The sequence below is a fragment of the Terrabacter sp. Root181 genome, assembly GCF_001428505.1.
Lineage (GTDB): Bacteria > Actinomycetota > Actinomycetes > Actinomycetales > Dermatophilaceae > Terrabacter.
This window is the reverse complement of record NZ_LMHU01000006.1, coordinates 83,903-109,632: the sequence shown is the minus strand read 5'-3', so window position 1 is coordinate 109,632 and position 25,730 is coordinate 83,903. Positions and strand designations below refer to the sequence as shown.

The window sequence follows — 25,730 nt, the reverse complement described above, 5'->3', positions numbered from 1 at the left end:
CACGACCACCCTCGGCGACGGGCGGGCCGGCGTGACGGCCGGCCCCGAAGGCGGGGACCGCAGGCCCTACGGCCCGGACCTGCTCTGGCACACTCTGCACCATGCCCGGCGGACACTCGCACAGCCATGCCCACGACGCGCCCGGTGCGTCCGGCACCGTCGCCGTCAGCACCCTGGCCCGGGTCGGGCTCACCCTGCTGCTCGTGCTCGCCGCGGCGGCCACCGTGTTCGGTCTCGTGCGCTACTGGCCCACCGACGCGCAGACGCCGGCGCGGGTGGGCACGTCCGACTTCGCGGCGCCCGGAGTGACGTTTCCCGTGGCGGAGGTCCAGGCGGTCCTCCCGGTCTGCGAGGGCCCCGATGCCGGCACCGGTGCCAAGCCGGCGGACGGCCAGGGTGGCGACGTCGTCGACGCGGACGCGACGTGCGGCGCCATCACGGTCCAGCTCGAGCAGCCCACCGCCACCTCGGGTGACGTGCGTCCGATCGTCTCGGTCTCGGTGCCGCCCGCGGTCTCCACGTCAGGACTGCGCGAGGGCGACACCGTCATGCTGCTCCGGACCCCGCCCCAGGACTCCCAGCCCGAGACGTACTCCTTCCTGCAGGTGCAGCGCGGGGCGCCGTTGTCGCTGATGCTCGCGCTCTTCCTCGTCGTCGTGGCCGTCGTCGCGCGGTGGCGCGGGATCCTCGCTCTCGTCGGACTCGTCTTCGGCGGCCTCGTCGTCGTGAAGTTCATGCTGCCGGCGCTGCTCGAGGGACAGTCGGGCCTGCTCGTCGCCCTCATCGGGTCCTCCGCCATCATGTTCGTCGTCCTCTACCTCGCCCACGGACTGTCGGTGCGCACCAGCACGGCCCTCGCCGGCACGCTCTTCGGCGTCGCGATCACGGCCGGTCTCGGCCTGCTCGCCGTCGACCTGGCACGCCTCAGCGGCGTCGCCAACGACGAGGGCGCCACGCTGGCGTCGTTCGTCACGACGATGAACCCGCGCGAGCTGCTCACCTGCGCGATCATCGTGGCCGGTCTCGGCGTGCTCAACGACGTGACGATCACGCAGTCGTCGGCCGTGTGGGAGCTGCGCGCCGCCGCTCCCTCGATGGGGCGTCGCGAGCTCTTCCAGTCCGGCATGCGCATCGGGCGCGACCACATCGCCTCGACGATCTACACGATCGTCTTCGCGTATGCGGGTGCTGCGCTCCCCGTGCTGCTGCTCCTCTTCCTCTACGAACGACCGGTGCTGGAGATGCTCCAGACGGAGTCACTGTCCGAGGAGATCGTGCGCACGCTCGCCAGCGCCATCGGTCTGGTGCTCGCGGTGCCCGTGACGACGGCCATCGCGGCCCTCACCGTCGGAGCCGCGAGGATCCCGGCGACCCCGGCGCCGAACGACCGCGGGGCCGGCTCGCCCGGTGGCAGGGGGCGCCCCGCAGGTCGCGTCGACGCGGAGCAGCAGGGCCCGACCGCGGCCGACCTGGTCCGGGCCGCGAGCGGCCCTCCCGAGCCGTCCACACGGGCCGAGGCCAGGGCGCGGATGTCCGCCTCCTGAGCCGAGGTGGCGGACATCCGCACCCGGTCACGACGTCACCGCAGGTCACGTCGGCTGGGACTCGTGAGGCTTTCAACCAGTTCTCAGGAACCACTAGGCTCGCCGCCATGAACCACGTGACGACCCTCGAGGCGTACGACGACGACCGGGGAAACCGCATCGAGTTCGGCGGCACCGTCGACAAGAACATCCGCATCAAGTTCCGCGGGCGCAACAACGTCCTGCGCGTGGCGACCCAGCAGAACATCGCCCAGCTCTTCGTCGACTTCGACTGCGACGACGGCCTCGTGGAGATCGGCAGCAGCCGAGGCGTGCCTGGGCTGCGAGCGGCGATCCGCGTCGGTGACGGCTGCCAGGTGCGCATCGGCAAGAACGTGTCGTCGACGACCACCGTGGCCATGTCGACCGCGGAGGGCACGTCGATCACCATCGGCGACGACGTGATGATCGCCTCCGACATCCAGATCCGCGCCGACGACGGCCACCCGATCTTCGACGTCCGCACGGGCAAGAGGGTCAACGCGGCCCGGTCGATCGTCATCGGCAACCACGTGTGGCTCGGCCTCGGTGCCTGCGTGCTCGGGGGTGTGACCATCGGCGACGGCACCGTCGTCGGTATGCGCTCGGTCGTGACGCGCTCGCTGCCCAACAACGTCGTCGGTGCGGGCGCGCCGGCCAAGGTCGTCAAGCGCAACGTGGCCTGGGAGCGTCCTCACCTCACCCTGGACCCGCCCTACCGCAAGCCGACCGCGGCCTCGGTCAAGAAGTCCACGGACTACTGGACCCTGACGGTCGACCCGGACAGCAGGCCCTCACGCAGCCGGGAGATCTACGCCGGTGCGCGGCGACGCACGCGCAAGGGCCTCAAGGCCGTCCGCGCCCGCGCCCGCACGCTGAGCAGCCGCGTCTGACGCCCCGTCCACCGGGACTGTGGCCGGCCCCGAGGACGGTCAGGAGACGGTCAGGACGGCCGTCCACGTCGCGCCACCGGACTCGGTGAACCTCACCGTGACGGCCGCCGCGTTCACGCCGTTCTTCGTCGCCGAGACGGTGCCGGTCGAGGCGGTGGCGTTCGGGGCCACGGTGACGGTCCCGCTCCCCGTGTTCTTGCCGGTGGCGGACCAGGAGAGCGTCTCCGTCGCGCCGCTGTAGGACACCGCCCCGCCCGCACTGTTGCCGAACCCGACGTTCGCCACCACGACGGCGTTGTTGCCGCCGCCCGAGACGGTGCAGCCGTACGACGACCCGACGGCGCCCCTGCAGCTGGGCGTGACCGAGGTGCCGTTGAGTGTGGCCCCGGAGAAGACGAGCCCGACTGCCTGTGCGTTGACGACGCCCTGGGTCACCGTCGTGGACGTCGACGCCGTGTGGCTGGCGGTGCCGGCATACGTCGCCGTGACCGATCCTGAGCCGGGAGTCGGGAAGGTCGTCGTGCAGGTGGCGATCCCCGAGGCGTTCAGGGTCTGGGAGCCCGCCGAGCAGCCGATCACCGTCGTGCCGTCCCTGAACGTGACAGTGCCGGTCGGCACTCCCCCGCCGGGCGCGGCGGCGGCCACCGTGGCGGTGTAGGTGACACCCTGGCCCGTCCGGACCGTCGTCGCCGAGGTCGTCAGGCCCGCCCTCGTGGCGGCCCCCCACGACCTGGCTGACGGCCGCCGAGGTGGAGGTGAGGTGGTCGGGCGACCCGTCATAGACCGCGGTGATGCTGCGCGTGCCTGCGGAGGGGTGGCTGACCGCGCAGGTGGCCGAGCCGCCCCCGAGGGTCCGGCTGCCGCCCGCAGGCAGTCCTTGCAGTGGCAGCCGGGACACCTTGCACCACAATCGGATTCGGGCCACTCGGAGCCGGGTGCCCTCGGCTCCTCGCACGGGCACCCGCACCGACGACGAAGGGCCGCACTCTCGGTGGAGAGTGCGGCCCTTCGTCGATCGGTCGGGCTGACAGGATTTGAACCTGCGACCCCTTGACCCCCAGTCAAGTGCGCTACCAAGCTGCGCCACAGCCCGAATGCCCCTCGGGGCGAAAGGAACATTAGCGCACCCGATGCCGCTGGTCCCAATCGGCCCCCGTGGGCGGCCCCGTGCCCGCTCCGTCAGCGGCGGCGCTTCTCGCGGACGCGCACCGAGACCTCGATCGGCGTGCCCTCGAAGCCGAACTGCTCGCGCAGCCGGCGCTCGATGAAGCGGCGGTAGCCGGCCTCGATGAAGCCCGACGCGAAGATCACGAAACGCGGCGGACGGGTCGAGGCCTGGGTCGCGAAGAGGATGCGGGGCTGCTTGCCACCACGCAGCGGGTGCGGGTGGGATGCCACGATCTCGCCGAGGAAGGCGTTGAGCCGCCCGGTCGGGACGCGGGTGTCCCACGACTCGAGTGCGGTCTCGATGGCGGGCACGAGGCGGTCCATGTGGCGGCCCGTGCGCGCCGAGATGTTGGCCCGGGGGGCCCACGGCACCTGGACCAGCTCCTTCTCGATCTCGCGCTCGAGGTAGTAGCGGCGCTCCTCGTCGAGGTTGTCCCACTTGTTGTAGGCGATGACGAGGGCACGGCCGGAGTCGATGACCTGCTGCACGACTCGGATGTCCTGCTCAGCGATCGGCTCCTCGGCGTCGATGAGCACCACGGCCACCTCGGCCTTCTCCAGGGCGGTCTGGGTGCGCAGTGACGCGTAGAAGTCCGCGCCGCGGCTCTGGTGCACGCGGCGGCGGATGCCGGCCGTGTCGACGAAGCGCCACGTCTTGCCGCCGAGCTCGATCAGCTCGTCCACGGGGTCGCGGGTGGTGCCGGCGACGTTGTCGACGACGACGCGCTCCGAGCCCGCCAGACGGTTGAGCAGGCTGGACTTGCCGACGTTGGGTCGGCCGACGAGGGCGACCCGGCGGGGGCCGCCCTGGGCGTACGCGCCGTGCGCCGACACGTCGGGCAGCACTTCGAGCACGGCGTCGAGCGCGTCGCCGCTACCGCGGCCGTGCACGGCCGAGACGGGGAAAGGCTGCCCCAGCCCGAGGCTCCACAGCATCGCGGCGTCGGCCTCGCCGCGCTGGTCGTCGACCTTGTTGGCGACCAGCACGACGGGCTTGCCCGAGCGGCGGAGCAGCTTGACGACCGCCTCGTCGTCGTCGGTGGCGCCGACCGTGGCGTCCACCACGAACATGACGACGTCGGCGAGGTCGATCGCGATCTCGGCCTGCTCGGCGACGCGGAGGTGGATCCCCGTGGCGTCGGCCTCCCAGCCGCCGGTGTCGACGATGGTGAAGCGACGTCCACCCCACTCGGCCTCGTAGGAGACGCGGTCGCGGGTCACGCCGGGCACGTCCTCGACGACGGCCTCCCGGCGTCGCAGGATGCGGTTGACGAGGCTCGACTTGCCGACGTTGGGTCGGCCGATCACGGCCACGACGGGGAGCGGGCCCTGGGCCGCACCGTCGTCGGAGAGCGGCCCCTGGGCATCCAGCAGCGCCTGGTCCTCGGGGCTGAGCTCGAAGTCGTCGAGCCCGGCGCGCAGCGCGCGTTCCACGGCAGCGTCGTCGACGGCGGGGTCGGCGGTCGAGATCGGAGCGCCCTCGTCGGTGGGGCGGGCGGTCTCGTCAGTCACGGTGTCCTCGAATCAGTGAACGTCTGTTGAGGGACCATTCTCCACCCGCGAGCGGCCTACATGTGACGCGAGGGCGTCGCGCAGCCGGTCGCTGGCCAGTCGGAGGCGGTCGCGGCCCGGCACAGCGGGGTCGACAGCGAGCCGGAACGGGTCACCGAAGTCGACGAGCAGGCGCGAGCGGAAGGCCGGCCAGTCGTCCTTGGTGGCACCGAGTACGCGGGTGCCGCTGACGGCGACCGGCACGATCTGGGCATCGGTGCGCAGCGCGATCCAGGCGGCTCCGTGGTTGACCTGCTGGACCTCCCCGTCGCCCCGGTTGCCCTCGGGGAAGATCCCGACCGCTCCCCCGCACTCGAGGACCGCGCTGGCCGAGGCGAGGGCGGCGCGGTCGCCGACGGACCGGTCGATGGGGATCTGGCCGACGTTGCGGATCGTCCAGCCCCAGAAGCCCGAGAAGGCCTCCTGCTTGACGAGGAAGCTCACGGGTCGCGGCGCCAGGCCGAAGACGAGGGGCCCGTCGAGGAAGGCCGCGTGGTTGGCCACGAGGATCACCGGCCCGGTGGGCGGGACGCGCTCGGGGTGCAGGGCGGTGCCGCGGTAGAGCGTGCTGAAGATGGCCTTGCCGATCGGGCGGCCGATCCGGGCCCGGTTCGGGTGGGGAGCGACCGCCTGGCTCATGCCCGGGCCGCCTCGACCACCTGGAGCACCGCCTCGACCGAGCCCTCGAAGTCGAGGTGCGACGTGTCGATCGTCGTGACGCCGTCGGCGGCCACGGTGAACTCCGACACCGCGGAGTCGGCCTTGTCGCGGTCGACGATCTGCGAGCGGGTGGCGGCCACGGCGTCCGCGTCGGCGGCTCCGTGCAGCTCGGTGGAGCGCCGCGCGAGCCGCGCCTCCTCGGATGCGGTCAACAGGATGCGCACGGGCGCGTCGGGCGCGACGACGGTGGTGATGTCTCGCCCTTCGGCGACGACGCCGCCCGTGGAACCGGCCGCCTCCGAGATGAGACGGCGCTGCAGGACCCGGAGGATCTCGCGCACGGGGATGACGGTGGCGACGGCGGAGACGTTGGTCGAGATGCCGGTCTCGCGGATCGCCGCGGCGACGTCGGTGCCGTCGACCTCGACCGTGGGCGCATCGGGATCGGTCCCGATGTGCAGCGGAAAGCGCTGTGCCGCAGCGGTGATGGCCTCGGCGTCGGTGAGGTCGACGCCTTCGTGCAGGCACCACCAGGTGAGCGCGCGGTACATCGCGCCGGTGTCGAGGTAGCCGTAGCCGAGGGACCGCGCGACCTGCTTGCTGACACTGGACTTGCCGGACCCGGAGGGCCCGTCCACGGCGACGACGAAACCGGACAGGTGGTCCTCGGGGGTCTGCGGCATGCGGACGACGATAGTGCCTCGACCGGACCGCCTCCGGACCCGCCCGGGGGGCCGGGACCGTCAGTCGTGGACGCGCCAGCCGAGGCGGGCGAGCGCGGTGCGCAACGGCTCGACGGAGGCGGGCACCACCGAGATCTCCGCGACGCCGACGGCCTGGCCGAGCCCGTGCTCGAGGTGGAGGTCCTCGAGGTTGATGCCCGCGTCACCGACGTCGGTGAGCAGCCGCGCGAGCGACCCGGGCTCGTCGGGGACCACGACGGAGACGACCTCGTAGGCCGCTGGGGCGGCGCCGTGCTTGCCGGGGATGCGTGCGTGCCCGAGGTTGCCGGCCTCGAGGACGTGGCTCAGCGTGCCGAGGGCCCCGGCGCCGTCGGCGTCGACGAGGGCGTCGAGGGCGGCGACCACGTCGTCGACCTGGTCACGGACGTGGCGCAGGACATGGCGCACGGCGGGGGCGTTGCCGGCGAGGATCTGTGTCCAGAGGCGGGGGTCGCTCGCGGCGATGCGCGTCACGTCGCGCAGACCCTGGCCGGCGAGTCCGACGGCGGACTCGGGCAGCTCGCGCAGGCACGCCGCGACGATGCTCGCGGCCAGCTGGGGCACGTGCGACACGGCCGCCACCGCCTCGTCGTGCTCGTGGGCCGGCATGACCCGTACGGCGGAACCCACGGCGAGGGCGAGCTCACGCACGCGACGCACCGCGGCGTCGGTCGAGGCCTCGTGGGGCACGACGACCCACGCCCGACCGTCGAAGAGGTCAGCGCGGGCGGCGGCGGCACCGGAGCGCTCACGGCCGGCCATCGGGTGCGACCCGACGTAGCGGCTCGCGTCGGCCCCCGAGTCGAGCACGACACGGAGCAGCGATTCCTTGACGGAGGCGACGTCGGTGACGACGGCGTCAGGCCACCGGCCCAGCGCGTCGACGACGACCCGAGCCGCCACGTCGGGGGGCGCCGCGACGACGACGACGTCCGGCGGGTCCGACACGTCCTCGGCCATCTCACCTGCACGCAGGTCGCGTGCGAGTCGGACGGCCGTCGGGGACGGGTCCTCGAGCGACACGCGAAATCCGCTGTTGGACAAGGCGATCCCCAGGCTTGTCCCGATCAGCCCTGCCCCGACGATGCGGACGTGCGTGCTCACCCCGTCAGCGTAGCGAGCGGGTCGTCCCACGGCCCGGACGTCCGGATCACAGACCGGCGGCCTTGTAGAGCGCCCCGATCTCGGCCTTGTTGAGACGGCGGGTGCGCCCGGACTTGAGGTCGGCGAGACGGATCGGACCGACCTCCGTGCGGACGAGCTCGAGGACCGGGTGCCCCACGGCCTCGAGCATGCGGCGCACGACGTGCTTCCGGCCCTCGTGCAGCACCACCTCGACCATGGCCTTGCCCGGCTGGTGGTCGACGATCCTGAACGAGTCGACGCTCACGGGTCCGTCCTCGAGCTCGACACCCTCACGCAGGCGCTTGCCGACGTCACGCTGCACCGGTCCACGGATCGTCGCGACATAGGTCTTGAGCACGCCGTATGCCGGGTGCTGCAGCCGGTGGGCGAGGTCGCCGTCGTTCGTGAGCAGGAGCAGGCCCTCGGTGTCGGCGTCGAGACGACCGACGTGGAAGAGCCGCTCCTCGCGGTTGCCGACGTAGTCGGCCAGCGAGATGCGACCCAGCTCGTCGTGCATCGTCGTGACGACGCCCTTGGGCTTGTTGAAGGCGAGGTAGACGCGGTCCTCGTCGAGGTTGACGCGCACGCCGTCGACGTGGACGACCTGGCTGCGCGGGTTGATGCGCACGCCGAGCTCGGTGACGACCTGGCCGTCGACCTCGACGCGTCCCTGCTCGATGAGGTTCTCGCAGACGCGGCGCGAGCCGACACCGCCGGCGGCCATGAGCTTCTGCAGCCGCACGCCGTCGGGGTCGTGCACGTCGATCTCGGGCGTGGCCTTGCGCTCGGGCAGCTTGGTGGGCTGGCTGGCCTTGGTCGAGCCCGCGAAGCGGGGACCCGACGCCTTGCCGCTTCCGCCCTTGCTTCCGCCGCTCTTGCCGCCTGCGACGGGTCGCCCGCCACGGCGTGCGCCGCCAGGGCCTCCGGTGGGCCCGGAGTCCTTCTTGCGCGGCTGGCGGGGTGACCTGGAGTACTCGCTCATGCGTGTCCTTCCTCGATGAGCTCGTCGATGACGTCGGCGTCCGGTAGGTAGGGCGCCAGCGCCGGGAGGTCGTCGAGGGACGACAACCCCATCCGCTGGAGGAAGTAGGGGGTCGTGCGGAAGAGCATGGCGCCGCTCTCGCCCACGTCCTCGACCTCCTCGATGAGGCCGCGCGACGTCAGCGTTCGCACGACGCCGTCGACGTTGACGCCGCGCACGGCGCTGACCCGCGCCCGGGAGACCGGCTGGCGGTAGGCGATGACGGCGAGCGTCTCGAGCGAGGCCTGGGTCAGCTTGGCCTGCTGCCCGTCGAGCACGAACTTCTCCACCACGGGCGCGAAGTCGGACCGGCTGTAGACGCGCCATCCACCCGCGACGCTGCGCAGGGTGAAGCCGCGCTGCGCGGCGGCATACTCCTCCTCGAGGGCGTGCAGGTGACCGCGCACGTCGTCGACGGGCAGCTCGAGCGCCGACGCGAGGGCCACCTCGGTGACCGGCTCGTCGACGACCATGAGCACGGCCTCGAGGGCCGAGCGGGCACCGCCCGGGAAGTCGTTGATGTCGAAGGCGATCTGCTCGTCGGCACCCTCGCGCTCCACGAGCACCTCGGGCTCGGTGGTCGCGTCGGGCCCCTGCGCCGACTGGTCACTCATCGTGTGCTCCTGTTCGTGGGGTGGCGTCGCCACCCGTCTCCTCGGTGCCCTCTGCGGGCTCGCCGTCGGCCTCGTCGTCTTCGTCGAACTCGTCCGTCTCGTCCGTCTCGTCGTCCTCGTCGAACTCGTCGTCGATCGCGATGTCGCCGGCTTCGGTGCCCGTCCAGCGGATGTCGAGCTCGCCGAGGGCCTCGGCCTGCTCGAAGGCGATCGCCGCCTCCTTGAACAGCTCGAGCAGGGCCAGGAACCGCGCGACGATGACGAGCGTGCTGTCGGCGTCGGCCACGAGGCTCCGGAACGAGACCTGGCCGCGGTGGCGCAGCCGGTCCACGATGATCGCGGCCTGCTCCCGGACGCTGACCTGGGGCGCGTGCAGGTGCTCGAGGCCGACGGTCGGCGCGATCTTCGGCGTCATCGTCCGCGCTGCGATCATCGCGAACTGCTCGGGCGTGATGGCGATGACGAGCTCGGGCAGCAGGCTCGCGAACTCCGGCTCGAGACCCGCCTGACGTGGGGTGATGCGCCCGGCCGTCGCCATCCGCTCGCGGAACGTGGCGGCGATGTCCTTGTAGGCGCGGTACTGGAGCAGTCGCGCGAAGAGCAGGTCGCGCGCCTCGATGAGCGCGAGGTCCTCGTCGTCCTGCGGGCCGGACTGCGGGAGCAGGCGCGATGCCTTGAGGTCGAGCAGGGTGGCGGCGATGAGCAGGAACTCGGAGGCCTGCCCGAGGTCCCAGTCGCTGTCGGCCGCCTGCGCGGTCTTGATGTGGGCGACGAACTCGTCGGTGACCTTGGCGAGGGCCACCTCGGTGATGTCGAGCTTGTGCTTGCTGATGAGGCCGAGCAGCAGGTCGAAGGGCCCCGAGAAGACGTCGAGGTGCACCTCGAAGGGCGCGGCGGAGCGGCGCGTGATGACACCGCCGGGTGTCAGCTCCTCCGCGGGCGCGCCGGGCGCCGCAGGGGCGACCGCGGCGGGCGTGAGCGCGTCCGGTGACTCCGCCTCCGGGGCCTGCGCGGGCACGCCTGCGTCGTCGGTGTCGACCGCGGTGCGGTCGACGGTGTCCTGCTCGGTCATCAGATCACTGCGGATCAGGCCGCGCCGCCGCGCGCGATGAGCTCGCGGGCGAGCTGGCGGTAGGCGTTGGCACCGGAGTGCTCGGACGAGTAGGACGTGATCGGCTCGGCGGCGAGGGTCGCGTCGGGGAACTTGACCGTGCGGCTGATGACCGTGTGGAAGACCTGCTCGCCGAAGTGGTCGACGACCGAGCGCACGACCTCGCGGCTGTGCAGGGTGCGGCTGTCGTACATCGTGGCGAGGATGCCGTCGACCTGCAGGCGCGGGTTGAGGCGGTCGGTGATCTTGTCGATCGTGTCGATGAGCAGCGCGACACCACGCATCGCGAAGAACTCGCACTCGAGCGGGATGATGACGCCGTGCGCGGCGGTCAGCGCGTTGACGGTGAGCAGGCCGAGCGACGGCTGGCAGTCGATGAGGACGAGGTCGTACTCGTCGACGACGGGCCGCAGCACGCGGGCCAGGATCTGCTCGCGGGCGACCTCGCCGACGAGCTGGACCTCGGCCGCCGACAGGTCGATGTTGGCGGGCACGAGGTCGAGGTTGGGCGTGCGCGTCTGCTGGATGACGTCGTGGATCTCGTGGCCGCGCTCGACGAGGAGGTTGTAGATCGTCGTGTCGAGCTCCTGGGCGTTGACGCCGAGGCCGACGGACAGCGCGCCCTGCGGGTCGAAGTCGATGACGAGGACCTTGCGGCCGAGCTCGGCCAGCGCTGCGCCGAGGTTGATCGTCGTCGTCGTCTTGCCGACGCCGCCCTTCTGGTTGCACATGGCGATGATGCGAGCCGGCCCGTGGCTCGAGAGCGGCGCGGGGTCCGGGAAGTCAGGAAGAGGTCGGCCGGTCGGGCCCATGGCGCCCGAGCCCGCGGACTCGGTGCCGGGCAGGTGCGCGACGCGGGGGGCGGCGGTGACCGCACTCTGTCGAGACTGGTCGAGGTCCTCGGACGGCACGGACTGCATGGTGTCGTGTGACTCCTCGTTCACCGGGTGTTCCACTCCGCTCGGCCTTGCCCTGGGATGCTGCGGTCAGCCTCGCGCTGATCACGTGTGACCTTATCAGCGGGCACGGGGGTGGGCGCCCGCATAGACCTCGCGGAGTCGGTGGACCGAGACCATCGTGTAGATCTGCGTCGTCGTGACGGAAGCGTGCCCGAGCAGCTCCTGGACGACGCGCACGTCGGCCCCGCCGTCGAGCAGGTGGGTGGCGAAGGAGTGGCGCAGCGTGTGGGGCGAGACGTGCTCGGTGAGGTCGGCCCGCTCGGCGGCGCGCCGGATGATCGCCCACGCAGACTGGCGTGAGAGCCGCGCCCCGCGCTGGTTGAGGAAGAGCGCCGGACCCCCGTGTCCGTGCGTGGCGAGAGCCGGTCGGCCCCGGACGAGGTATGCCGTCACGGCCTCCACCGCGTAGCGGCCGACGGGGACGATGCGCTCCTTTCCGCCCTTTCCGCGCAGTCGCACGGACGCCGCTCCCCCGCCCGTCGGAGTGCTGCCGGCGGGATCGGGGAGGGCGGCGGTCTCGATGTCGTCGACGTCGAGGTCGACGGCCTCACTGATGCGGGCGCCGACGCCGTAGAGGACCTCGAGGAGTGCTCGGTCGCGCAGCGACTCGGGCGTGTCGCCGACCGACGCCGCCGCGAGGAGCCGCTCCACGGCCTCGATCGGGATCGCCTTGGGCAGGCGTGCGGGGGGCTTGGGCGGGGCGACGTTGGCGGCCGGGTCACCGGCCACCTCGCCCTCGAGCGCGAGGAAGCGGTGGAAGCCCCGGACCGCGACGAGGGTCCGCGCCGCGGACGAGGCAGCGAGCCCGCGCTCGCGCAGGGACGCGAGGAAGTCGGTGACGTCCGCCTCGGTGACCCTGCCGGCGTCGTCGATCCCCCGCGCGGCAAGGAACGCGGTGTAGGCACGCAGGTCGCGGGCGTAGGACTTGAGGGTGTTGTCGGACGCGCCCTTCTCGACGCGGACGTGGTCGAGCCACCCGCGGACGTCGCGCTCGAGGCGCGAGAGTCGTGCCGCGGGTGGCCCGGTGACGACCTGCTCGGTCAGGACAGCGCCTCGTCGAGACCGACCGACGCCATGCCGTGCGCCTCGGCGACGCCGGCGTACGTGACGTGCCCGTCGTGCGTGTTGAGCCCCAGGCCGAGCGTGTGGTCGGTGCGCAGGGCGTCGCGCCAGCCCTGGTTGGCGAGCTTCACGGCATACGGCAGGGTCGAGTTCGTCAGCGCGTACGTCGAGGTGTTGGGCACCGCGCCCGGCATGTTGGCCACGCAGTAGAAGACCGACTCGTGCACGCGGTACGTCGGGTCCGCGTGCGTCGTGGCGTGGCTGTCCTCGAAGCAGCCGCCCTGGTCGATCGCGATGTCGACGAGCACGGAGCCGGGCTTCATCTGCGATACGAGCTCGTTGGAGACGAGCTTGGGAGCGGCTGCACCGGGGATGAGCACGGCACCGATGACCATGTCGGCCTCCTGCACCTGCTGCTGGACCGTGAGCCGGTTCGAGGCGAGGCCGTGCACCTGGTTCTCGTAGCGCCAGAAGGACATCCGCAGCTTGTCGAGGTCGGTGTCGAGCAGCGTGACGTCCGCGCCCATGCCAAGCGCGATGTTGGCGGCGTTCTGGCCCGAGACCCCGGCACCGAGGATGACGACCTTGGCGTTGGCGACGCCGCCGACGCCGCCCATGAGCACGCCGCGTCCGCCCTGGGCGCGCATCAGCGCGTGGGCGCCGACCTGGGGTGCCAGGCAGCCGGCCACCTCGGACATCGGGTAGAGCAGCGGCAGGGCCCCGGAGGGCAGCTGCACCGTCTCGTAGGCGATGCCGGTCACCTTGCGCTTGACGAGCTCCTCGGTGAGGGGCTTGTCGGCTGCCAGGTGCAGGTAGGTGAAGAGGGTCAGGCCCTCGCGCATCCGGTGGTACTCCTCGGCGACCGGCTCCTTGACCTTGAGCACCATGTCCGCCTCGCCCCAGACGTCGTCGGCGGAGTCGAGGATCCGCGCGCCGGCCGCGATGTAGTCGTCGTCGCTGATCTGCGAACCGACCCCGGCGTCCTTCTCCACGACCACGTCGTGCCCGTTCTCGGTGAGCTCGTGGACGCCTGAGGGCGTGATGGCCACGCGGTACTCGTGGTTCTTGACCTCGCGGGGGATGCCGACCTTCATGGTGCTGCACTTCCTTCCGGGCTGACTCGGCCGCGGCGACGTTGCCGTGCTGAGACGGGCCCGCAGGGGCCGCGAGGCCACTGTATCCGTGGGCGTCACGGCCCGGTCACGACCTCGCACAACTGCCCTCGGCCGGACTCGCGCCCTGCCACGGGCTCGCGCACGCCTCGAGGCGCCTTCCTCGCGGGCTCCGTGGTCGCCTGGATCGCCTCGGTGGTGGCCTCCACGTGTTCTTTCTCTTCATCTTCGCCACCATGGGCCCGTGAAGCTCTACGCAGACACCCCGGCCCGCCGCACCCGACAGATCCTCTCCGACGTGCTCATGCTCCTGTGGATCGGGCTCTGGGTGTATGCCGGCCGCCAGGTCCACGACATCGTGGACCGGCTGCGCGCACCGGCAGACTCGATCACCTCCGCGGGCCAGTCGGTCAACGGCGCGCTCACCGGCGCGGGTGACCAGGCCGGCCAGATCCCGCTCGTCGGCGACCAGCTGAAGACGTGGCTGACCCAGGCGGCCGGGTCGGGCACCACGCTGCAGGCAGCGGGGACCTCGATGGCGGACACCGTCGACCAGCTCGCGCTCGGCCTCGGCCTCGCGGCGGCACTGGTGCCCATCGTGGTCGTGCTCGTCGTGTGGCTCTACGTCCGGATCCGCTTCGTGCGCAACGCGATCCAGTCGCAGCGCTTCATCGACGCCGGCGAGGACCTCGACCTGTTCGCCCTGCGAGCGATGGCCACGCAGCCGATGCGCGCTCTGGCTCGCGTGTCCGACGACCCTGCCGGTGCATGGCGACGCCAGGACCGTGACGTCATCCGCAGCCTCGCCCTGCTCGAGCTCCGGGACCAGGGCCTGCGCCCGCCGCCCGGCACGTGACTCGCGTGAGCGCGTGGCCGGGCCTGGTGCGGTGTCAGGCGTCGGTGCGCGTCACCCGCGGGTCGAGGTCGTCGGCCGGCGGGTTCCAGGAGTCGGCCGAGGCCGCGACCTGCTCACCCGAGCGGATGTCCTTGACCTCGTCGCCCGACTCCCCGGCGCCGGGGAACCAGACATAGGGGATCCCCCGACGCTCGGCGTAGCGGATCTGCTTGCCGAAGCGCGCCGCCGAGGGAGCCACCTCGCACGCGATCCCGCGCCGGCGCAGGGCCGTCGCGACGCCGACCGCACCCTCGCGCGACTCGTCGTCGGTCAGGGCCACGAGCACCGCGGCGGGCGTGGAGCGCGAGGCGGTGACGAGCCCGCGGCCGATGAGCAGGCCCAGGATCCGCGTCACGCCGATGGAGATGCCGACCCCGGGGTAGGTGTTCTTCCCGTCGCTGGCGAGGGCGTCGTAGCGGCCGCCGGAGCAGAAGGAGCCCCAGGACTCGTGGCCGACGAACTGGGTCTCGTAGACGGTGCCCGTGTAGTAGTCGAGACCGCGGGCGATGCGCAGGTCGGCGACGACCCTGCCGGGGGCGTGCGCCATGCCCGTGCGGATGACGGCCGCGAGCGACTCGAGGCCCTCGTCGAGGAGCGGGTGCTCGACACCGAGCGCGCGGACCTGCCCGACGAAACCGAGGTCCGTCGAGCGGATCGCGGCGAGCGCGAGGCACTGGTCGGCCTGCTCGGGCGTCGTGCCCGACTCGACGAGCAGCGCCGCGACCTTCTCGGGGCCGATCTTGTCGAGCTTGTCGACGATGCGCAGCGTCCCGATGACGTCGGTGATGCCGATGCCCTGGTAGAAGCCGTTCGGGATCTTCCGGTCGTTGACCTGGATGACGAACTCGCCCACCGGGAACCTGCTGAAGACGTCGGCGATGACGAGCGGCATCTCGGCCTCGAAGTGCGGAGAGAGCTGCCCCACGTCGACGACGTCGATGTCGGCCTGGGTGAACTCCCGGTAGCGCCCCTCCTGAGGCCGCTCACCGCGCCACGCCTTCTGGATCTGGTAGCGGCGGAACGGGAAGGAGAGCTTGCCGGCGTTCTCGAGCACGTACCGCGCGAACGGCACGGTCATGTCGAAGTGCAGTCCCCACCGGGCGTCCTCGTCGCTGCCGCCGGCGAGGCGCGACACGGCGTAGATCTCCTTGTCGGCGTCCTCGCCCTGCGCGCTGAGCCGCTCGATCGGCTCGATCGAGCGCGTCTCGACGGACGCGAAGCCGTGCAGCTCGAACGTCTCGCGGATGACGTCGAGGAAGCGCTGCTCGACGATGCGCTCGGACGGGAGGTACTCGGGGAAGCCGCTGATCGGCAGGACCTTGCCGGCCTTGGGCTGCGGGGTGCTCACGCGGGCAAGTCTTTCAGGTAGGGGTTGGTGGCGCGCTCGTGGGCCATCGTCGTGGCCTGGTAGTGGCCCGGGAGCACGAGCGTCGTGTCGGGGAGCGGCAGCACGACGTCGCGCAGGCTGCGCTGCATCGCGGCCGGGTCACCGCCGGGCAGGTCGGTGCGGCCGACCGACCCGGCGAACAGGACGTCGCCCGTCACCATCGTGCGGTCGACGTCCACCTGGTCACGGATGCCGTCGGGCACCCGGTCGATGCCGAACATGACCGATCCCTCGGTGTGCCCGGGTGCGTGGAGCACGTCGACGTCCATGCCGGCGAGCGTCAGACGGGTGCCGTCGGTGATCTCGACGACGTTCGTCGGCTCGGTCCAGCTCGCCGCCGTGCCGAACTGCTGCTCGAGCATCGCGATGAGTCCCGGGTTGGTGCGCCCGAGCAGGTCGTGGAGCCGGTAGCGGTCGTCGGCGTGGATGTAGGCCGCCGTGTCGGACCCGCAGACCGGCGTGACGGAGTAGACGTGGTCGACGTGGCCGTGCGTCAGCAGCACCGCCGCCGGTCGCAGCCGGTGCTCCGTCAGCACCTCGCGCAGCCTCTCCTCGACCCCGATGCCGGGGTCGACGATGACGCACTCCTCCCCCGCGCCGATGGCGAGGACGTAGCAGTTGGTGTCGAACGCCCGGGCCGGGAAGGCAATGGTCAGCACGCTGGGAGCCTAGCGACGCCGGTGGCCGGGGCAGGCGGCATACGCTCTCCGAGGTGGGCGGGACTCCTCCGGTATGCCGTTCGGGGGGCTTCCGAACGCAAATCCGCGCGTCGAAGGGGAGATGTCACGGACTCGTGACCCGTCCCGCTGCGTGCGCACCGCAGTCGTTCCATAAAATGACCGAACGCCCGGGGACAGCCCATGCGGCCCGTACGAGGAGAGGTTCGTGACCAAAGAGCAGGAACGCGCACGTGCGCGCCGCCGCCACGAGGAGCAGCAGAAGAGCGCCAAGCCGCCGGTGAGCGACTCGACGCGCGACAAGCAGGTCTTCGGTGTGATCCTCGCGGTCATCCTCGTCATCGCGGCCGTCATCGTCGTGCCGAAGTTCGTCGGCAGCTCCGACGCGGCTACGCCCGCGGCCGGGTCGACGACGCCCGCGAGCACCCCGACGAGCTCGGGCGGGCTCGCCGCAGGTCAGAAGCTCGCGGCAGGCTGCACCGCTCCCCCGGCCAACCAGACCACCCCGAAGCAGCAGAAGGAGGTCCCGGCCAAGGCCACCGCTGCCGGCAAGACCTTCGTCGCCACCGTCAAGACGACGTGCGGCGACCTCACCTTCGAGCTCGACGGGACCAAGGCCCCGCAGACGGTCGCGTCGTTCATCAACCTGGCCAAGACCGGATTCTGGGCCCCGAGCCCCTGCCACCGCGTCACCACGGAGGGCATCTACGTGCTCCAGTGCGGCGACCCCACGGGCACCGGCCAGGGCGGCCCGGGCTACACCTTCGGCATCGAGAACGCGCCGAAGGACGGGAAGTACGCCACCGGCGTGCTCGCCATGGCCCGCACCTCGGACCCGAACAGCAACGGCGGCCAGTTCTTCATCACCTACAAGGAAACCCAGTTGCCCACCGACGGCGGTGGCTACACGATCTTCGGGAAGGTGACCAAGGGCCTCGACATCGTCGAGAAGATTGCCGCGAACAAGGCCCTGCCCCCCAGCCCGACGGACGGAACCCCCGTCTCCCCGATCAGCATCCTCAGCGTCAGCGTGACGGAGAAGAAGGCATGACCGACATCAAGCAGCCCGAGCCGGACGACACCACCGCCCCCGCGACGGACACCCAGGACGAGGCCGCGGTCGTACCGGCCGTCGAGAACGCCGAGGCCGTCGAGGCCGTCGAGGCCGTCGAGGCCGTCGAGGCCGTCGAGGCCGTCGAGGCCGTCGAGGCCGTCGAGGAGCCCGCGCCAGCAGAGGCGTCGGAGACCACTGAGACCCCGGAGGAGCCCGCGCCAGCAGAGGCGTCGGAGACCACCGAGACCCCGGAGGAGCCCGCGGCGGCCGAGACGGCTGACGTGGTCGCCTCGGTGCAGGCCACGGAGTCCGCTGACACGGTGGAGAGCGCCGACGAGCCCGTTGCAGAGCCAGTCGCCGAGCCAGTCGCCGAGCCAGTCGCCGAGCCAGTCGCCGAGCCAGTCGCCGAGCCACTCGCTGAGCCAGTCGCCGACGCGACCGAGCCCGTTTCCGAGCCAGTTGCCGAGCCAGTCGCCGAGACCGCCGCCGACACGACCGAGCCCGAGTCCGCCGTTCCCGCAGTCGCGCCCGCCGAGGCAGAGGCCCCGGCCCCGGTCTCCGAGCCCGAGGCCGCCGAGCCGGCCGCGACCGAGCCCGTCGCCGTGGAGGGCGTCGAGCCGGAGGCAGCGGCAGCCGACACCGCCGACGCCGTGGCGTCGGTCAGCAGCGTCGAGTCCGGCGAGACGACCGACACCGCGCCCGCCGCGCCCGCCGCGCCGGCCACGCCGTCGCCGGCCAACGTCCCCAAGCCCTCGGCGATCCCCACGCCGGCGGCACTCGCCAAGGCCGTGCCCCATCCCACGGTGACACCCGCGGCCCCGGCGCCGATCACGACCGACCACTCCGCCTCGGCGGCCTTCGGACGCGTCGACGAGAACGGAACGGTCTTCGTCCGCACCAAGGACGGCGGCGAGCAGGAGGTCGGCTCCTACCCCGGCGCCAGCGACCAGGAGGCGCTGACCTACTTCGCACGCAAGTACGACGAGCTCTTCGCCTCGGCCGTGCTCCTCGAGCAGCGCCTCTCCCAGCCGGAGGTCCCGTCCAAGGACGTCGCCGAGGGCCTCAAGACCCTCGCGGCGCAGGTCAAGGACGCGACCGTCGTGGGCGACCTCGACGCCCTCGCCGCCAAGCTCGACGAGATCCAGTCCGGGCTCGCCGCCAAGCGCAACGTCGAGCAGCAGCACCGCGCGGAGGCGCGCGCGGCCGCCACCGCCGAGCGCGAGAAGATCGTGGCCGAGGCCGAGTCGATCGCGGGCCAGCCCGAGAACCGGATCCAGTGGAAGAGCAGCGGCGCTCGCATGCGCGAGCTGCTCGACGAGTGGAAGGCGCACCAGCGCTCGGCCACGCGTCTCGACCGCGAGACGGAGTCGAGCCTGTGGCAGCGCTTCAGCAGCGCGCGCAACGGCTTCGACAAGGCGCGCCGCAGCCACTTCGCGGGGCTCGACGCCCAGCACGCCGACGCCAAGAGCGCCAAGGAGCGGCTCGTGGCCGACGCCGAGAGCCTGGCGACGAGCACCGACTGGGCCGCCACCGCCGGTGCGTTCAAGCGGCTCATGGACGAGTGGCGTCGTGCGGGCCGGGCCAGCCGGTCCGACGACGACAAGCTGTGGGCGCGCTTCAAGGCGGCCCAGGACAGCTTCTTCGCGGCCAAGGACGAGGTCGTCGCCGCCGAGGAGGAGCAGTACCGCGGCAACCTGACCGTCAAGGAGGCCCTCCTCGTCGAGGCCGAGGCGATCCTGCCCGTCACCGACCTCGAGAAGGCCAAGGCCCAGCTGCGCGTCGTCCAGGACAAGTGGGATGCCGCCGGCAAGGTCCCGCGGTCCGACATGGAGCGTGTCGAGAAGGCCATGCGCCGCGTCGAGCAGACGGTGCGCGACGCCGAGGACCGCAGGTGGAAGTCGAGCAACCCGGAGGTCGCAGCCCGAGCCCGGGCCATGGTCGACCAGCTCGAGCGGGCCGTCGCCGATCTCGAGGACGACCTGGCCAAGGCAGAGGCGTCCGGTAGCGCGAGCAGGATCAAGAAGGCCCGCGAGGCGCTCGACGCCCGTCAGGTCTGGCTCGACCAGGCGCGCGCCGGCGTCGCCGAGTTCGGCGGCTGATCGCGGCAGCCACCCACGAAAGGGCCCACCCGACAAGCGCGCTCGTCGGGTGGGCCCTTTCGCGTGCTCCTGTCGACAGGAGCAGGTGCTCGACGGCTACATCGTCGACTTGCCGCCGTTGACGCGGTAGACGTCGAAGACGCCGTCGATCTTGCGGACGGCCTTGATGACGTGGTCGAGGTGCGCGGGGTCACCCATCTCGAAGGTGAAGCGGGAGATGGCCACCCGGTCGCGGGAGGTCTGCACCGAAGCGGACAGGATGTTGACGTGCTGGTCCGACAGGACGCGGGTCACGTCGCTGAGGAGGCGGTTGCGGTCGAGCGCCTCGACCTGCAGCTGCACGAGGAAGACGCTGGCCGAGCTCGGCGCCCACTCGACGTCGATGAGCCGCTCGGGGTTGGCCGTCAGCTGGTCGGCGTTGGTGCAGTCGACGCGGTGCACCGACACGCCGTTGCCGCGCGTCACGAAGCCGATGATCGGGTCGCCGGGGACCGGGGTGCAGCACTTGGCGAGCTTGACCCACACGTCGGCCGTGCCGACGACGACGACGCCCGGGTCGCCGGGCTTGCGCCGACTGGCGGACCGGGTCGGGACCGTGGCCTCGGCGAGGTCCTCGGTGGCGCCATCGACCCCGCCCATCGAGGCGACGACCTTGCCCACCACGTGCTGCGCGGAGACGTGCCCCTCACCCACCGCGGCATAGAGCGCCTCGATGTCCTGGTAGCGCAGGTCGGTCGCGACGGCGGTCATCGACTCGTGGCTCATGAGCCGCTGGAGCGGGAGGTTCTGCTTGCGCAGGGCCTTGGCGATCGAGTCCTTGCCGGCCTCGATGGCCTCCTCGCGTCGCTCCTTGGAGAACCACTGCTTGATCTTGTTGCGCGCGCGAGGGCTCTTGACGAACTGGAGCCAGTCCCGCGAGGGTCCGGCGCCGTCGGCCTTGCTCGTGAGCACCTCGACGACGTCGCCGTTCTCGAGGGTCGACTCGAGCGGCACGAGGCGGCCGTTGACGCGCGCGCCGATGCAGTGGTGCCCGACCTCGGTGTGCACGGCGTACGCGAAGTCGACCGGGGTGCCGCCCATCGGCAGCGCGACGACCGAGCCCTTCGGGGTGAAGACGTAGACCTCGCTGCTGCCCATCTCGAAGCGCAGGGAGTCGAGGAACTCGCCGGGGTCCTCGGTCTCGCGCTGCCAGTCGAGCAGCTGCCGCAGCCAGGCCATGTCGTTCTGGGGGGTGATCTCGCCGGGACGCGCGGGGCCGCCGCCGTTGCTCTGGTCCTTGTACTTCCAGTGCGCTGCGACGCCGTACTCGGCACGCCGGTGCATCGTGTGCGTGCGGATCTGGATCTCGACCGGCTTGCCCTGCGGGCCGATGACCGTGGTGTGCAGCGACTGGTACATGTTGAACTTCGGCATCGCGATGTAGTCCTTGAACCGGCCGGGGACCGGGTTCCAGCGCGAGTGGAGGGCACCCAGCGCCGCGTAGCAGTCACGCACCGTGTCGACGAGCACCCGGACGGCGACGAGGTCGTAGATCTCCTCGAAGTCGCGGCCCCGGACGATCATCTTCTGGTACACGGAGTAATAGTGCTTGGGCCGACCCGTGACGACCGCCTTGATCTTGGCGGCCGTGAGGTCCTCGGTGACCTGGGTGCGCACGCCGGCGAGGTACTCCTCGCGAGCCGGGGCGCGCTCGGCGACGAGGCGCACGATCTCGTCGTAGACCTTGGGGTAGAGCGTCGCGAACGAGAGGTCCTCGAGCTCCCACTTGATGGTGTTCATGCCGAGCCGGTGCGCGAGCGGGGCGTAGATCTCGAGCGTCTCGTTGGCCTTGCGCTTGGCCGACTCGGGGCTGACGTAGCGCCACGTGCGCGCGTTGTGCAGGCGGTCGGCGAGCTTGATGACGAGGACGCGGATGTCGCGCGCCATCGCGATGACCATCTTGCGGACCGTCTCGGCCTGGGCGGCCTCGCCGTAGGTCACCTTGTCGAGCTTGGTGACGCCGTCGACGAGCATCGCGATCTCGTCACCGAAGTCGTGGCGCAGCTCGTCGAGGCCGTATGCCGTGTCCTCGACGGTGTCGTGCAGCAGCGCGGCCGCGAGCGTGGGCGGCGTCATGCCGAGCTCGGCGAGGATCGTCGTCACCGCGAGCGGGTGCGTGATGTACGCGTCACCGCTCTTGCGCATCTGGCCCTCGTGCGCGCTCTCGGCCACGGCGTACGCCCGCTCGATGACCGAGAGGTCGGCCTTCGGGTGGTTCTGGCGCACGGCCGTCATGAGCGGCTCGAGCACGGGGTTGCCCGCCGGCCGGGTGGCCCCGAACCGTGCGAAACGGGCGCGCACCCGCGACGGGGTGGACAGCTCGTTGCGGACGTCCTCGCTCATGAAGAGAGTCTAGGCGGTCCCTCTGTGTTCACACGGTGAGGATGGCGTTGACCGGCCGGTCCGCGAGCCGGCTGCGTCCCTCGAGGAAGGCCAGCTCGAGGACGACCTCGATCGCGGCGACCGTGGCCCCGGCCCGCTCGACGAGCTGCGCGCACGCCTCGGCGGTGCCGCCCGTGGCGAGCACGTCGTCGAGGACGAGCACGCGCTGGCCGGGCTCGAAGGCGTCGGTGTGCACCTCGATCTCGGCCGTGCCGTACTCGAGCGCGTAGGACTCCTTGAGGGTCTCCCCCGGCAGCTTGCCGGCCTTGCGCACCGGGACCATGCCGAGGCCGAGCTCGTAGGCGACGGCCGCGCCGAGGATGAAGCCGCGGGCCTCGATGCCGACGACGACGTCGACCTGACCGGCATACCGCTGGGCGATGTCCCGGACGAGCTCACCCAGGGCGGCGCCGTCGGCGATGAGCGGGGTGAAGTCCTTGAAGACGACCCCGGGCTTGGGGAAGTCCGGGATGTCGCGCAGCTTGCTCGCGACGAGGTCACTGATCTGGCTCACGCCGTCTCCTGGGGTGCTCGATCGTGCGGTGGGTGGATCGCGACGGTGCGGGGCCGCGCACGCGGCCCCGCGCTCAGCGCCGCGACTTCGGTGCGCGCTTGGGCTGGTTGCGCGGGCCGGCCTGGGCGTACTTGTGCACCGGACGAGGCGCGCCGTCGACGCCCACTGCGGAGTCGGTCGCGTCGGCCGCCGCGCCCGTGGCGTCGGCGCCGACGTAGGCCGGCTCGGCGCCGCCCTGCGTGGCGGGGACACCGTGCTTGGCCGCGTGGCGGGCGACGTACTTGTCGAGGTCATGGACGGCGGGCTCGTTGCGGCGCAGGTCGACGAGGAGCGGCGTCGCGATGAAGATCGACGAGTAGGCGCCGACCGAGATGCCGATGAACAGGGCGAGTGACAGGTCGAGCAGCGTGCCCGGGCCGAGCAGCGTGAAGCCGACGAAGAGGACGGCAGCGATGGGCAGCAGCGCGACGACGGTCGTGTTGATCGAGCGGACGAGCGTCTGGTTGACGGCGAGGTTGGCCGCCGCCGAGTAGGTCATGCGCTTCGTGCGGAACGCGTCGGCGGTGTTCTCCCGGACCTTGTCGAAGACGACGACCGTGTCGTAGAGGGAGTATCCGAGGATCGTCAGGAAGCCGATCATCGACGACGGCGTGATCTCGAACCCGAAGAGGGCGTAGATGCCGACCGTGATGACGAGGTCGTGCACCAGGGCCACGAGACCTGCGACGGCCATCTTCCACGTGCGGAAGTAGAGCGCCATGACGATCGTCACGAGGATGAGGAAGACGACGAGGCCCCGGATCGCCTGCTGGCTGACCGACTGTCCCCAGCTCGGGCCGATGAGCGAGGCGCTGACGGCCCCCTCGTCGACACCGAACTGCTGGGCCAGGGCGGTCCGCGCCTCGTCGGTGAGCTCCGAGGCAGCCTCGGACTGCACACGCACGGTGTCCTGGCCGACGATCGTCGAGATGACGTTGCCGCCGATGCCGGCCTCCGAGATGGCGTTCTGGGCCTTCTCCTCGTAGCCCTGGCTGTTCGAGACGCCCTGGACGCGGAACTCCGAGCCACCGCTGAACTCGATGCCGAAGTTGAGGCCCTTGACGAAGATGCCGACCAGGGCGAGGGCGATGAGCACGGCCGACAGGGCGTACCACGTCTTCTGGCGCTTGATGAACTCGATCGAGCGCTTGCCCGTGTAGAGGTCGTTGCCGAACTGAGCGAAGTTGATCATGCCTGGGCCTTCCCCTCGGCGAGACGTGCCGAGCCCACGGTGGCGGGCGGGCGGGGGGCACCGAACTGGCCGCGTCCCCGGTAGCGCGCCACGTCCTTGGCGCCGAGGCGCTGCGGGTCGAGGCCGGACCACTTGTGCCCTCCACCGAAGAACTCCGTGCGGGCCAGCAGCTGCACGGTCGGGTGCGTGAAGAGGATGACGACGACCAGGTCGATGAGGGTCGTCAGGCCGAGCGTGAAGGCGAACCCACGGACGTTGCTCGAGGCAAGGAAGTAGAGGACGGCGGCGGCGATGAAGTTGACGCCGTCGGCCGCGATGATCGTGCGCCGGGCCCGCTTCCAGCCCGTCTCGACCGCTGCGACGAGCGGACGCCCGTCGCGGACCTCGTCGCGGATGCGCTCGAAGTAGACGATGAAGCTGTCTGCGGTGACACCGATGGCGACGATGAGACCCGTGACACCGGCCATCGTCAGTCGGAAGCCGTGGGTCGTGCCCAGCACCGTCACCGCGAGATAGGTCAGGATCGAGGCCACGAGAAGCGACGCGACAGTCACGAGGCCGAGGGCTCGGTACTGCAGGAGCGAGTAGATGACGACGAGCAGCAGGCCGATGAAGCCGGCGAGCAGACCGATGCGCAGCTGCTCCTCACCGAGCTGGGGCGTGATGTTGTCCTGCGTCTGCAGAGCGAACGAGATCGGCAGCGCACCGAACTTCAGCTGCTCGGCGAGCTGCTTGGCCGAGTCGATGGTGAAGGACCCGGTGATCGAGGCCCGACCGTCGGTGATGACGGCGCGTGCCTGCGGCGCCGTGATGACGGCCTTGTCGAGCACGACGGCGAACTGGTCGAGCGGAGGCTGCGACTGCAGGCCGTAGAGGCGCTTCGTCACGGCCGCGAACTTGGCCTTGCCGGCGTCCTTGAAGGACAGGGCGACCTCGACGATGGAGGTCGGCTGGCCGTTCGGTCCGGGCTGGTAGCCGCTCGTCGCGTCGGCGATCTCGCTGCCGTCGATCTCGCTCGGGCCGAGGACGTACTTCGTGACGCGGTCCTCGCCACAGGTGGCGATGGGCTGGGTCGGGTCGTCCTGGACCTTGTCGACCGCGCCGGGCGTGGAGCAGTTGAGCGCGGTGTACTCCTTGGCGACCTTGGCGGCGGCCGTGTCGGCCTTGGCCTTGTCCCAACCGAGCCCGACGAGGCCCGTGCTGACCTGCGTCTTGATGGCGGCCTCGGTCTGTGCGGCCGTCGGCGCGGGAGTCTCGGTGGCCGCCGGCGCCGGTGTCGTCGCGGTGCCGGACGGCGTGGTCGCCGTCCCGGTGGGAGTGGCCGGCGTCGTGGCCGCACGGAGCGCGTCGGGGACGACGCCGTTCTGGGCGGTGGCAGAGGTCGAGGGCGTCGCGGTGCTCGTCGCCTTCGGCGTGCCGGTCCCGGTGGCGGTGCCCGACGGGGTGACCGTCCCCGTCGGCGTGCCGCTCGGGTTGGCCTGGCTGGCGTTGGGGTCGAGCGCCTGCACGTAGACGGCGCGGAAGCGCAGCTGCGAAGGCTTCTTCAGCGCGTCGAGCTGCTCGGCCGTCGGCTGGCCGGGGATCGACACGACGATGCTGCGGCCGCCCTGCGTGGTGATCTCGGCCTCGGAGACGCCGTTGGCGTCGATGCGCTGGCGGATGATGTCGACCGCGCGGTTGACCTGACCCTCGCTGATGGTCTCGGTGCCGGTGAGCTGGGGCTGGAGCACGAGCTCCGTGCCGCCCTCGAGGTCGAGGCCGAGGCGGGGGGTCATGGCCCCGTCGGCCCACTTCGTCAGGCCGGCGGCGAGACCGCCGAGCGCGAGGATGACGACGAAGAGCGCCAGGAGGCTCCGTCTCGCCGACTTCTTGGTGGAGCTGCGTGCCACGAAA

The 25,730-nt window shown here is 71.4% G+C and carries 22 protein-coding genes, 1 tRNA gene and 1 pseudogene; 5 read left to right on the top strand and 19 right to left on the bottom strand.

What is annotated here, in order from left to right:
• Positions 1–101 precede the first annotated feature (101 nt).
• Both ASD90_RS12320 and ASD90_RS12315 read left to right on the top strand, forming a co-directional pair.
• Positions 102–1,544 carry a YibE/F family protein gene (locus ASD90_RS12320; RefSeq protein ID WP_082588688.1) on the top strand — a complete coding sequence of 481 codons (1,443 nt, stop codon included), beginning with the start codon at positions 102–104 and terminating at the stop codon, positions 1,542–1,544.
• 107 nt (positions 1,545–1,651) lie between these two features.
• Entirely contained in the window at positions 1,652–2,455 is an 804-nt protein-coding gene (locus ASD90_RS12315; protein WP_304437879.1) for an acyltransferase, read from the top strand.
• A gap of 39 nt (positions 2,456–2,494) precedes the next feature.
• Here ASD90_RS12315 and ASD90_RS24370 read toward each other — a convergent pair whose 3' ends face one another.
• The 13 genes and pseudogenes from ASD90_RS24370 to ald all read right to left on the bottom strand — a co-directional run bounded on the left by ASD90_RS24370 (position 2,495) and on the right by ald (position 13,541).
• Positions 2,495–2,890 (bottom strand): hypothetical protein, encoded by a 396-nt coding sequence (locus ASD90_RS24370; protein ID WP_056756698.1) that lies wholly within the window; start codon positions 2,888–2,890, stop codon positions 2,495–2,497.
• A 33-nt stretch (positions 2,891–2,923) separates the two neighbouring features.
• Positions 2,924–3,235 (bottom strand): annotated as a pseudogene (locus tag ASD90_RS24730) (Ig-like domain repeat protein); the annotation flags it as partial.
• Positions 3,236–3,474: 239 nt separating this feature from the next.
• Positions 3,475–3,548, bottom strand: a tRNA-Pro gene (locus tag ASD90_RS12300).
• Between the two features lie 86 nt (positions 3,549–3,634).
• Positions 3,635–5,134, bottom strand: coding sequence for a ribosome biogenesis GTPase Der (gene der / locus ASD90_RS12295; RefSeq protein ID WP_056756694.1), 1,500 nt, complete (start codon positions 5,132–5,134; stop codon positions 3,635–3,637).
• Between the two features lie 12 nt (positions 5,135–5,146).
• On the bottom strand, positions 5,147–5,812 hold the full coding sequence (locus tag ASD90_RS12290; protein WP_056756692.1) for a 1-acyl-sn-glycerol-3-phosphate acyltransferase: 666 nt from the start codon (positions 5,810–5,812) through the stop codon (positions 5,147–5,149).
• On the bottom strand, positions 5,809–6,516 hold the full coding sequence (gene cmk, locus ASD90_RS12285) for a (d)CMP kinase (protein ID WP_056756689.1): 708 nt from the start codon (positions 6,514–6,516) through the stop codon (positions 5,809–5,811). Before cmk ends, ASD90_RS12290 begins: the two co-directional genes overlap by 4 nt.
• Before the next feature lie 60 nt (positions 6,517–6,576).
• The gene (locus ASD90_RS12280; RefSeq protein ID WP_056756686.1) at positions 6,577–7,659 is read right to left on the bottom strand and encodes a prephenate dehydrogenase; all 1,083 of its coding nucleotides are present in this window, start codon (positions 7,657–7,659) and stop codon (positions 6,577–6,579) included.
• 46 nt (positions 7,660–7,705) lie between these two features.
• A complete protein-coding gene (locus tag ASD90_RS12275; protein WP_056756683.1) occupies positions 7,706–8,662 on the bottom strand; it encodes a pseudouridine synthase in 957 nt (318 codons plus the stop codon).
• Complete coding sequence (gene scpB / locus ASD90_RS12270; RefSeq protein WP_056756680.1) at positions 8,659–9,315, bottom strand: SMC-Scp complex subunit ScpB; 657 nt, start codon at positions 9,313–9,315, stop codon at positions 8,659–8,661. Before scpB ends, ASD90_RS12275 begins: the two co-directional genes overlap by 4 nt.
• Positions 9,308–10,387, bottom strand: coding sequence for a ScpA family protein (locus tag ASD90_RS12265; protein ID WP_082588686.1), 1,080 nt, complete (start codon positions 10,385–10,387; stop codon positions 9,308–9,310). The genes scpB and ASD90_RS12265 overlap by 8 nt, the downstream gene beginning before the upstream one ends.
• 14 nt (positions 10,388–10,401) lie before the next feature.
• Positions 10,402–11,346, bottom strand: coding sequence for an AAA family ATPase (locus ASD90_RS12260; RefSeq protein WP_082588734.1), 945 nt, complete (start codon positions 11,344–11,346; stop codon positions 10,402–10,404).
• 96 nt (positions 11,347–11,442) lie between these two features.
• Entirely contained in the window at positions 11,443–12,429 is a 987-nt protein-coding gene (gene xerD, locus ASD90_RS12255) for a site-specific tyrosine recombinase XerD (RefSeq protein ID WP_056757611.1), read from the bottom strand.
• Positions 12,426–13,541: an alanine dehydrogenase gene (gene ald, locus ASD90_RS12250; RefSeq protein ID WP_056756673.1), complete on the bottom strand. Its 1,116-nt coding sequence runs from the start codon at positions 13,539–13,541 to the stop codon at positions 12,426–12,428. Before ald ends, xerD begins: the two co-directional genes overlap by 4 nt.
• A gap of 262 nt (positions 13,542–13,803) precedes the next feature.
• On the opposite strand from ald, the gene ASD90_RS12245 reads away from it, so the two are divergent.
• Entirely contained in the window at positions 13,804–14,415 is a 612-nt protein-coding gene (locus ASD90_RS12245; RefSeq protein ID WP_056756670.1) for a hypothetical protein, read from the top strand.
• A gap of 34 nt (positions 14,416–14,449) precedes the next feature.
• Here the strand turns inward: ASD90_RS12245 and hisS are convergent, their stop codons facing one another.
• Both hisS and ASD90_RS12235 read right to left on the bottom strand, forming a co-directional pair.
• Positions 14,450–15,802: a histidine--tRNA ligase gene (gene hisS / locus ASD90_RS12240; protein WP_056756669.1), complete on the bottom strand. Its 1,353-nt coding sequence runs from the start codon at positions 15,800–15,802 to the stop codon at positions 14,450–14,452.
• Positions 15,799–16,500: an MBL fold metallo-hydrolase gene (locus ASD90_RS12235; RefSeq protein ID WP_056756666.1), complete on the bottom strand. Its 702-nt coding sequence runs from the start codon at positions 16,498–16,500 to the stop codon at positions 15,799–15,801. The genes hisS and ASD90_RS12235 overlap by 4 nt, the downstream gene beginning before the upstream one ends.
• A 226-nt stretch (positions 16,501–16,726) precedes the next feature.
• Here ASD90_RS12235 and ASD90_RS12230 point away from each other — a divergent pair, with 226 nt between their 5' ends.
• Together ASD90_RS12230 and ASD90_RS24360 are read left to right on the top strand one after the other, a co-directional pair.
• Complete coding sequence (locus ASD90_RS12230; RefSeq protein ID WP_056756663.1) at positions 16,727–17,569, top strand: peptidylprolyl isomerase; 843 nt, start codon at positions 16,727–16,729, stop codon at positions 17,567–17,569.
• Positions 17,566–19,671, top strand: a complete 2,106-nt coding sequence (locus tag ASD90_RS24360) for a DUF349 domain-containing protein (RefSeq protein WP_082588685.1) — start codon at positions 17,566–17,568, stop codon at positions 19,669–19,671. Before ASD90_RS12230 ends, ASD90_RS24360 begins: the two co-directional genes overlap by 4 nt.
• A gap of 96 nt (positions 19,672–19,767) precedes the next feature.
• Here the strand turns inward: ASD90_RS24360 and ASD90_RS12220 are convergent, their stop codons facing one another.
• The 4 genes from ASD90_RS12220 to secD all read right to left on the bottom strand — a co-directional run bounded on the left by ASD90_RS12220 (position 19,768) and on the right by secD (position 25,726).
• On the bottom strand, positions 19,768–22,053 hold the full coding sequence (locus ASD90_RS12220) for a bifunctional (p)ppGpp synthetase/guanosine-3',5'-bis(diphosphate) 3'-pyrophosphohydrolase (RefSeq protein WP_056756660.1): 2,286 nt from the start codon (positions 22,051–22,053) through the stop codon (positions 19,768–19,770).
• A gap of 28 nt (positions 22,054–22,081) precedes the next feature.
• Complete coding sequence (locus tag ASD90_RS12215) at positions 22,082–22,606, bottom strand: adenine phosphoribosyltransferase (RefSeq protein ID WP_056756656.1); 525 nt, start codon at positions 22,604–22,606, stop codon at positions 22,082–22,084.
• 73 nt (positions 22,607–22,679) lie between these two features.
• Positions 22,680–23,837, bottom strand: coding sequence for a protein translocase subunit SecF (gene secF / locus ASD90_RS12210; RefSeq protein ID WP_056756652.1), 1,158 nt, complete (start codon positions 23,835–23,837; stop codon positions 22,680–22,682).
• Positions 23,834–25,726: a protein translocase subunit SecD gene (gene secD, locus ASD90_RS12205; RefSeq protein WP_056756649.1), complete on the bottom strand. Its 1,893-nt coding sequence runs from the start codon at positions 25,724–25,726 to the stop codon at positions 23,834–23,836. The genes secF and secD overlap by 4 nt, the downstream gene beginning before the upstream one ends.
• Between the last annotated feature and the right edge of the window lie 4 nt (positions 25,727–25,730).

Coding starts and splice junctions, on each gene's coding strand:
- ASD90_RS12320 (WP_082588688.1), top strand. CDS start 102: ATGCCCGGCGGACACTCGCACAGCCATGCCCACGACGCGCCCGGTGCG.
- ASD90_RS12315 (WP_304437879.1), top strand. CDS start 1,652: ATGAACCACGTGACGACCCTCGAGGCGTACGACGACGACCGGGGAAAC.
- ASD90_RS12290 (WP_056756692.1), bottom strand. CDS start 5,812: ATGAGCCAGGCGGTCGCTCCCCACCCGAACCGGGCCCGGATCGGCCGC.
- cmk (WP_056756689.1), bottom strand. CDS start 6,516: ATGCCGCAGACCCCCGAGGACCACCTGTCCGGTTTCGTCGTCGCCGTG.
- ASD90_RS12275 (WP_056756683.1), bottom strand. CDS start 8,662: ATGAGCGAGTACTCCAGGTCACCCCGCCAGCCGCGCAAGAAGGACTCC.
- scpB (WP_056756680.1), bottom strand. CDS start 9,315: ATGAGTGACCAGTCGGCGCAGGGGCCCGACGCGACCACCGAGCCCGAG.
- ASD90_RS12265 (WP_082588686.1), bottom strand. CDS start 10,387: ATGACCGAGCAGGACACCGTCGACCGCACCGCGGTCGACACCGACGAC.
- ASD90_RS12260 (WP_082588734.1), bottom strand. CDS start 11,346: ATGCAGTCCGTGCCGTCCGAGGACCTCGACCAGTCTCGACAGAGTGCG.
- ald (WP_056756673.1), bottom strand. CDS start 13,541: ATGAAGGTCGGCATCCCCCGCGAGGTCAAGAACCACGAGTACCGCGTG.
- ASD90_RS24360 (WP_082588685.1), top strand. CDS start 17,566: ATGACCGACATCAAGCAGCCCGAGCCGGACGACACCACCGCCCCCGCG.
- ASD90_RS12220 (WP_056756660.1), bottom strand. CDS start 22,053: ATGAGCGAGGACGTCCGCAACGAGCTGTCCACCCCGTCGCGGGTGCGC.
- secF (WP_056756652.1), bottom strand. CDS start 23,837: ATGATCAACTTCGCTCAGTTCGGCAACGACCTCTACACGGGCAAGCGC.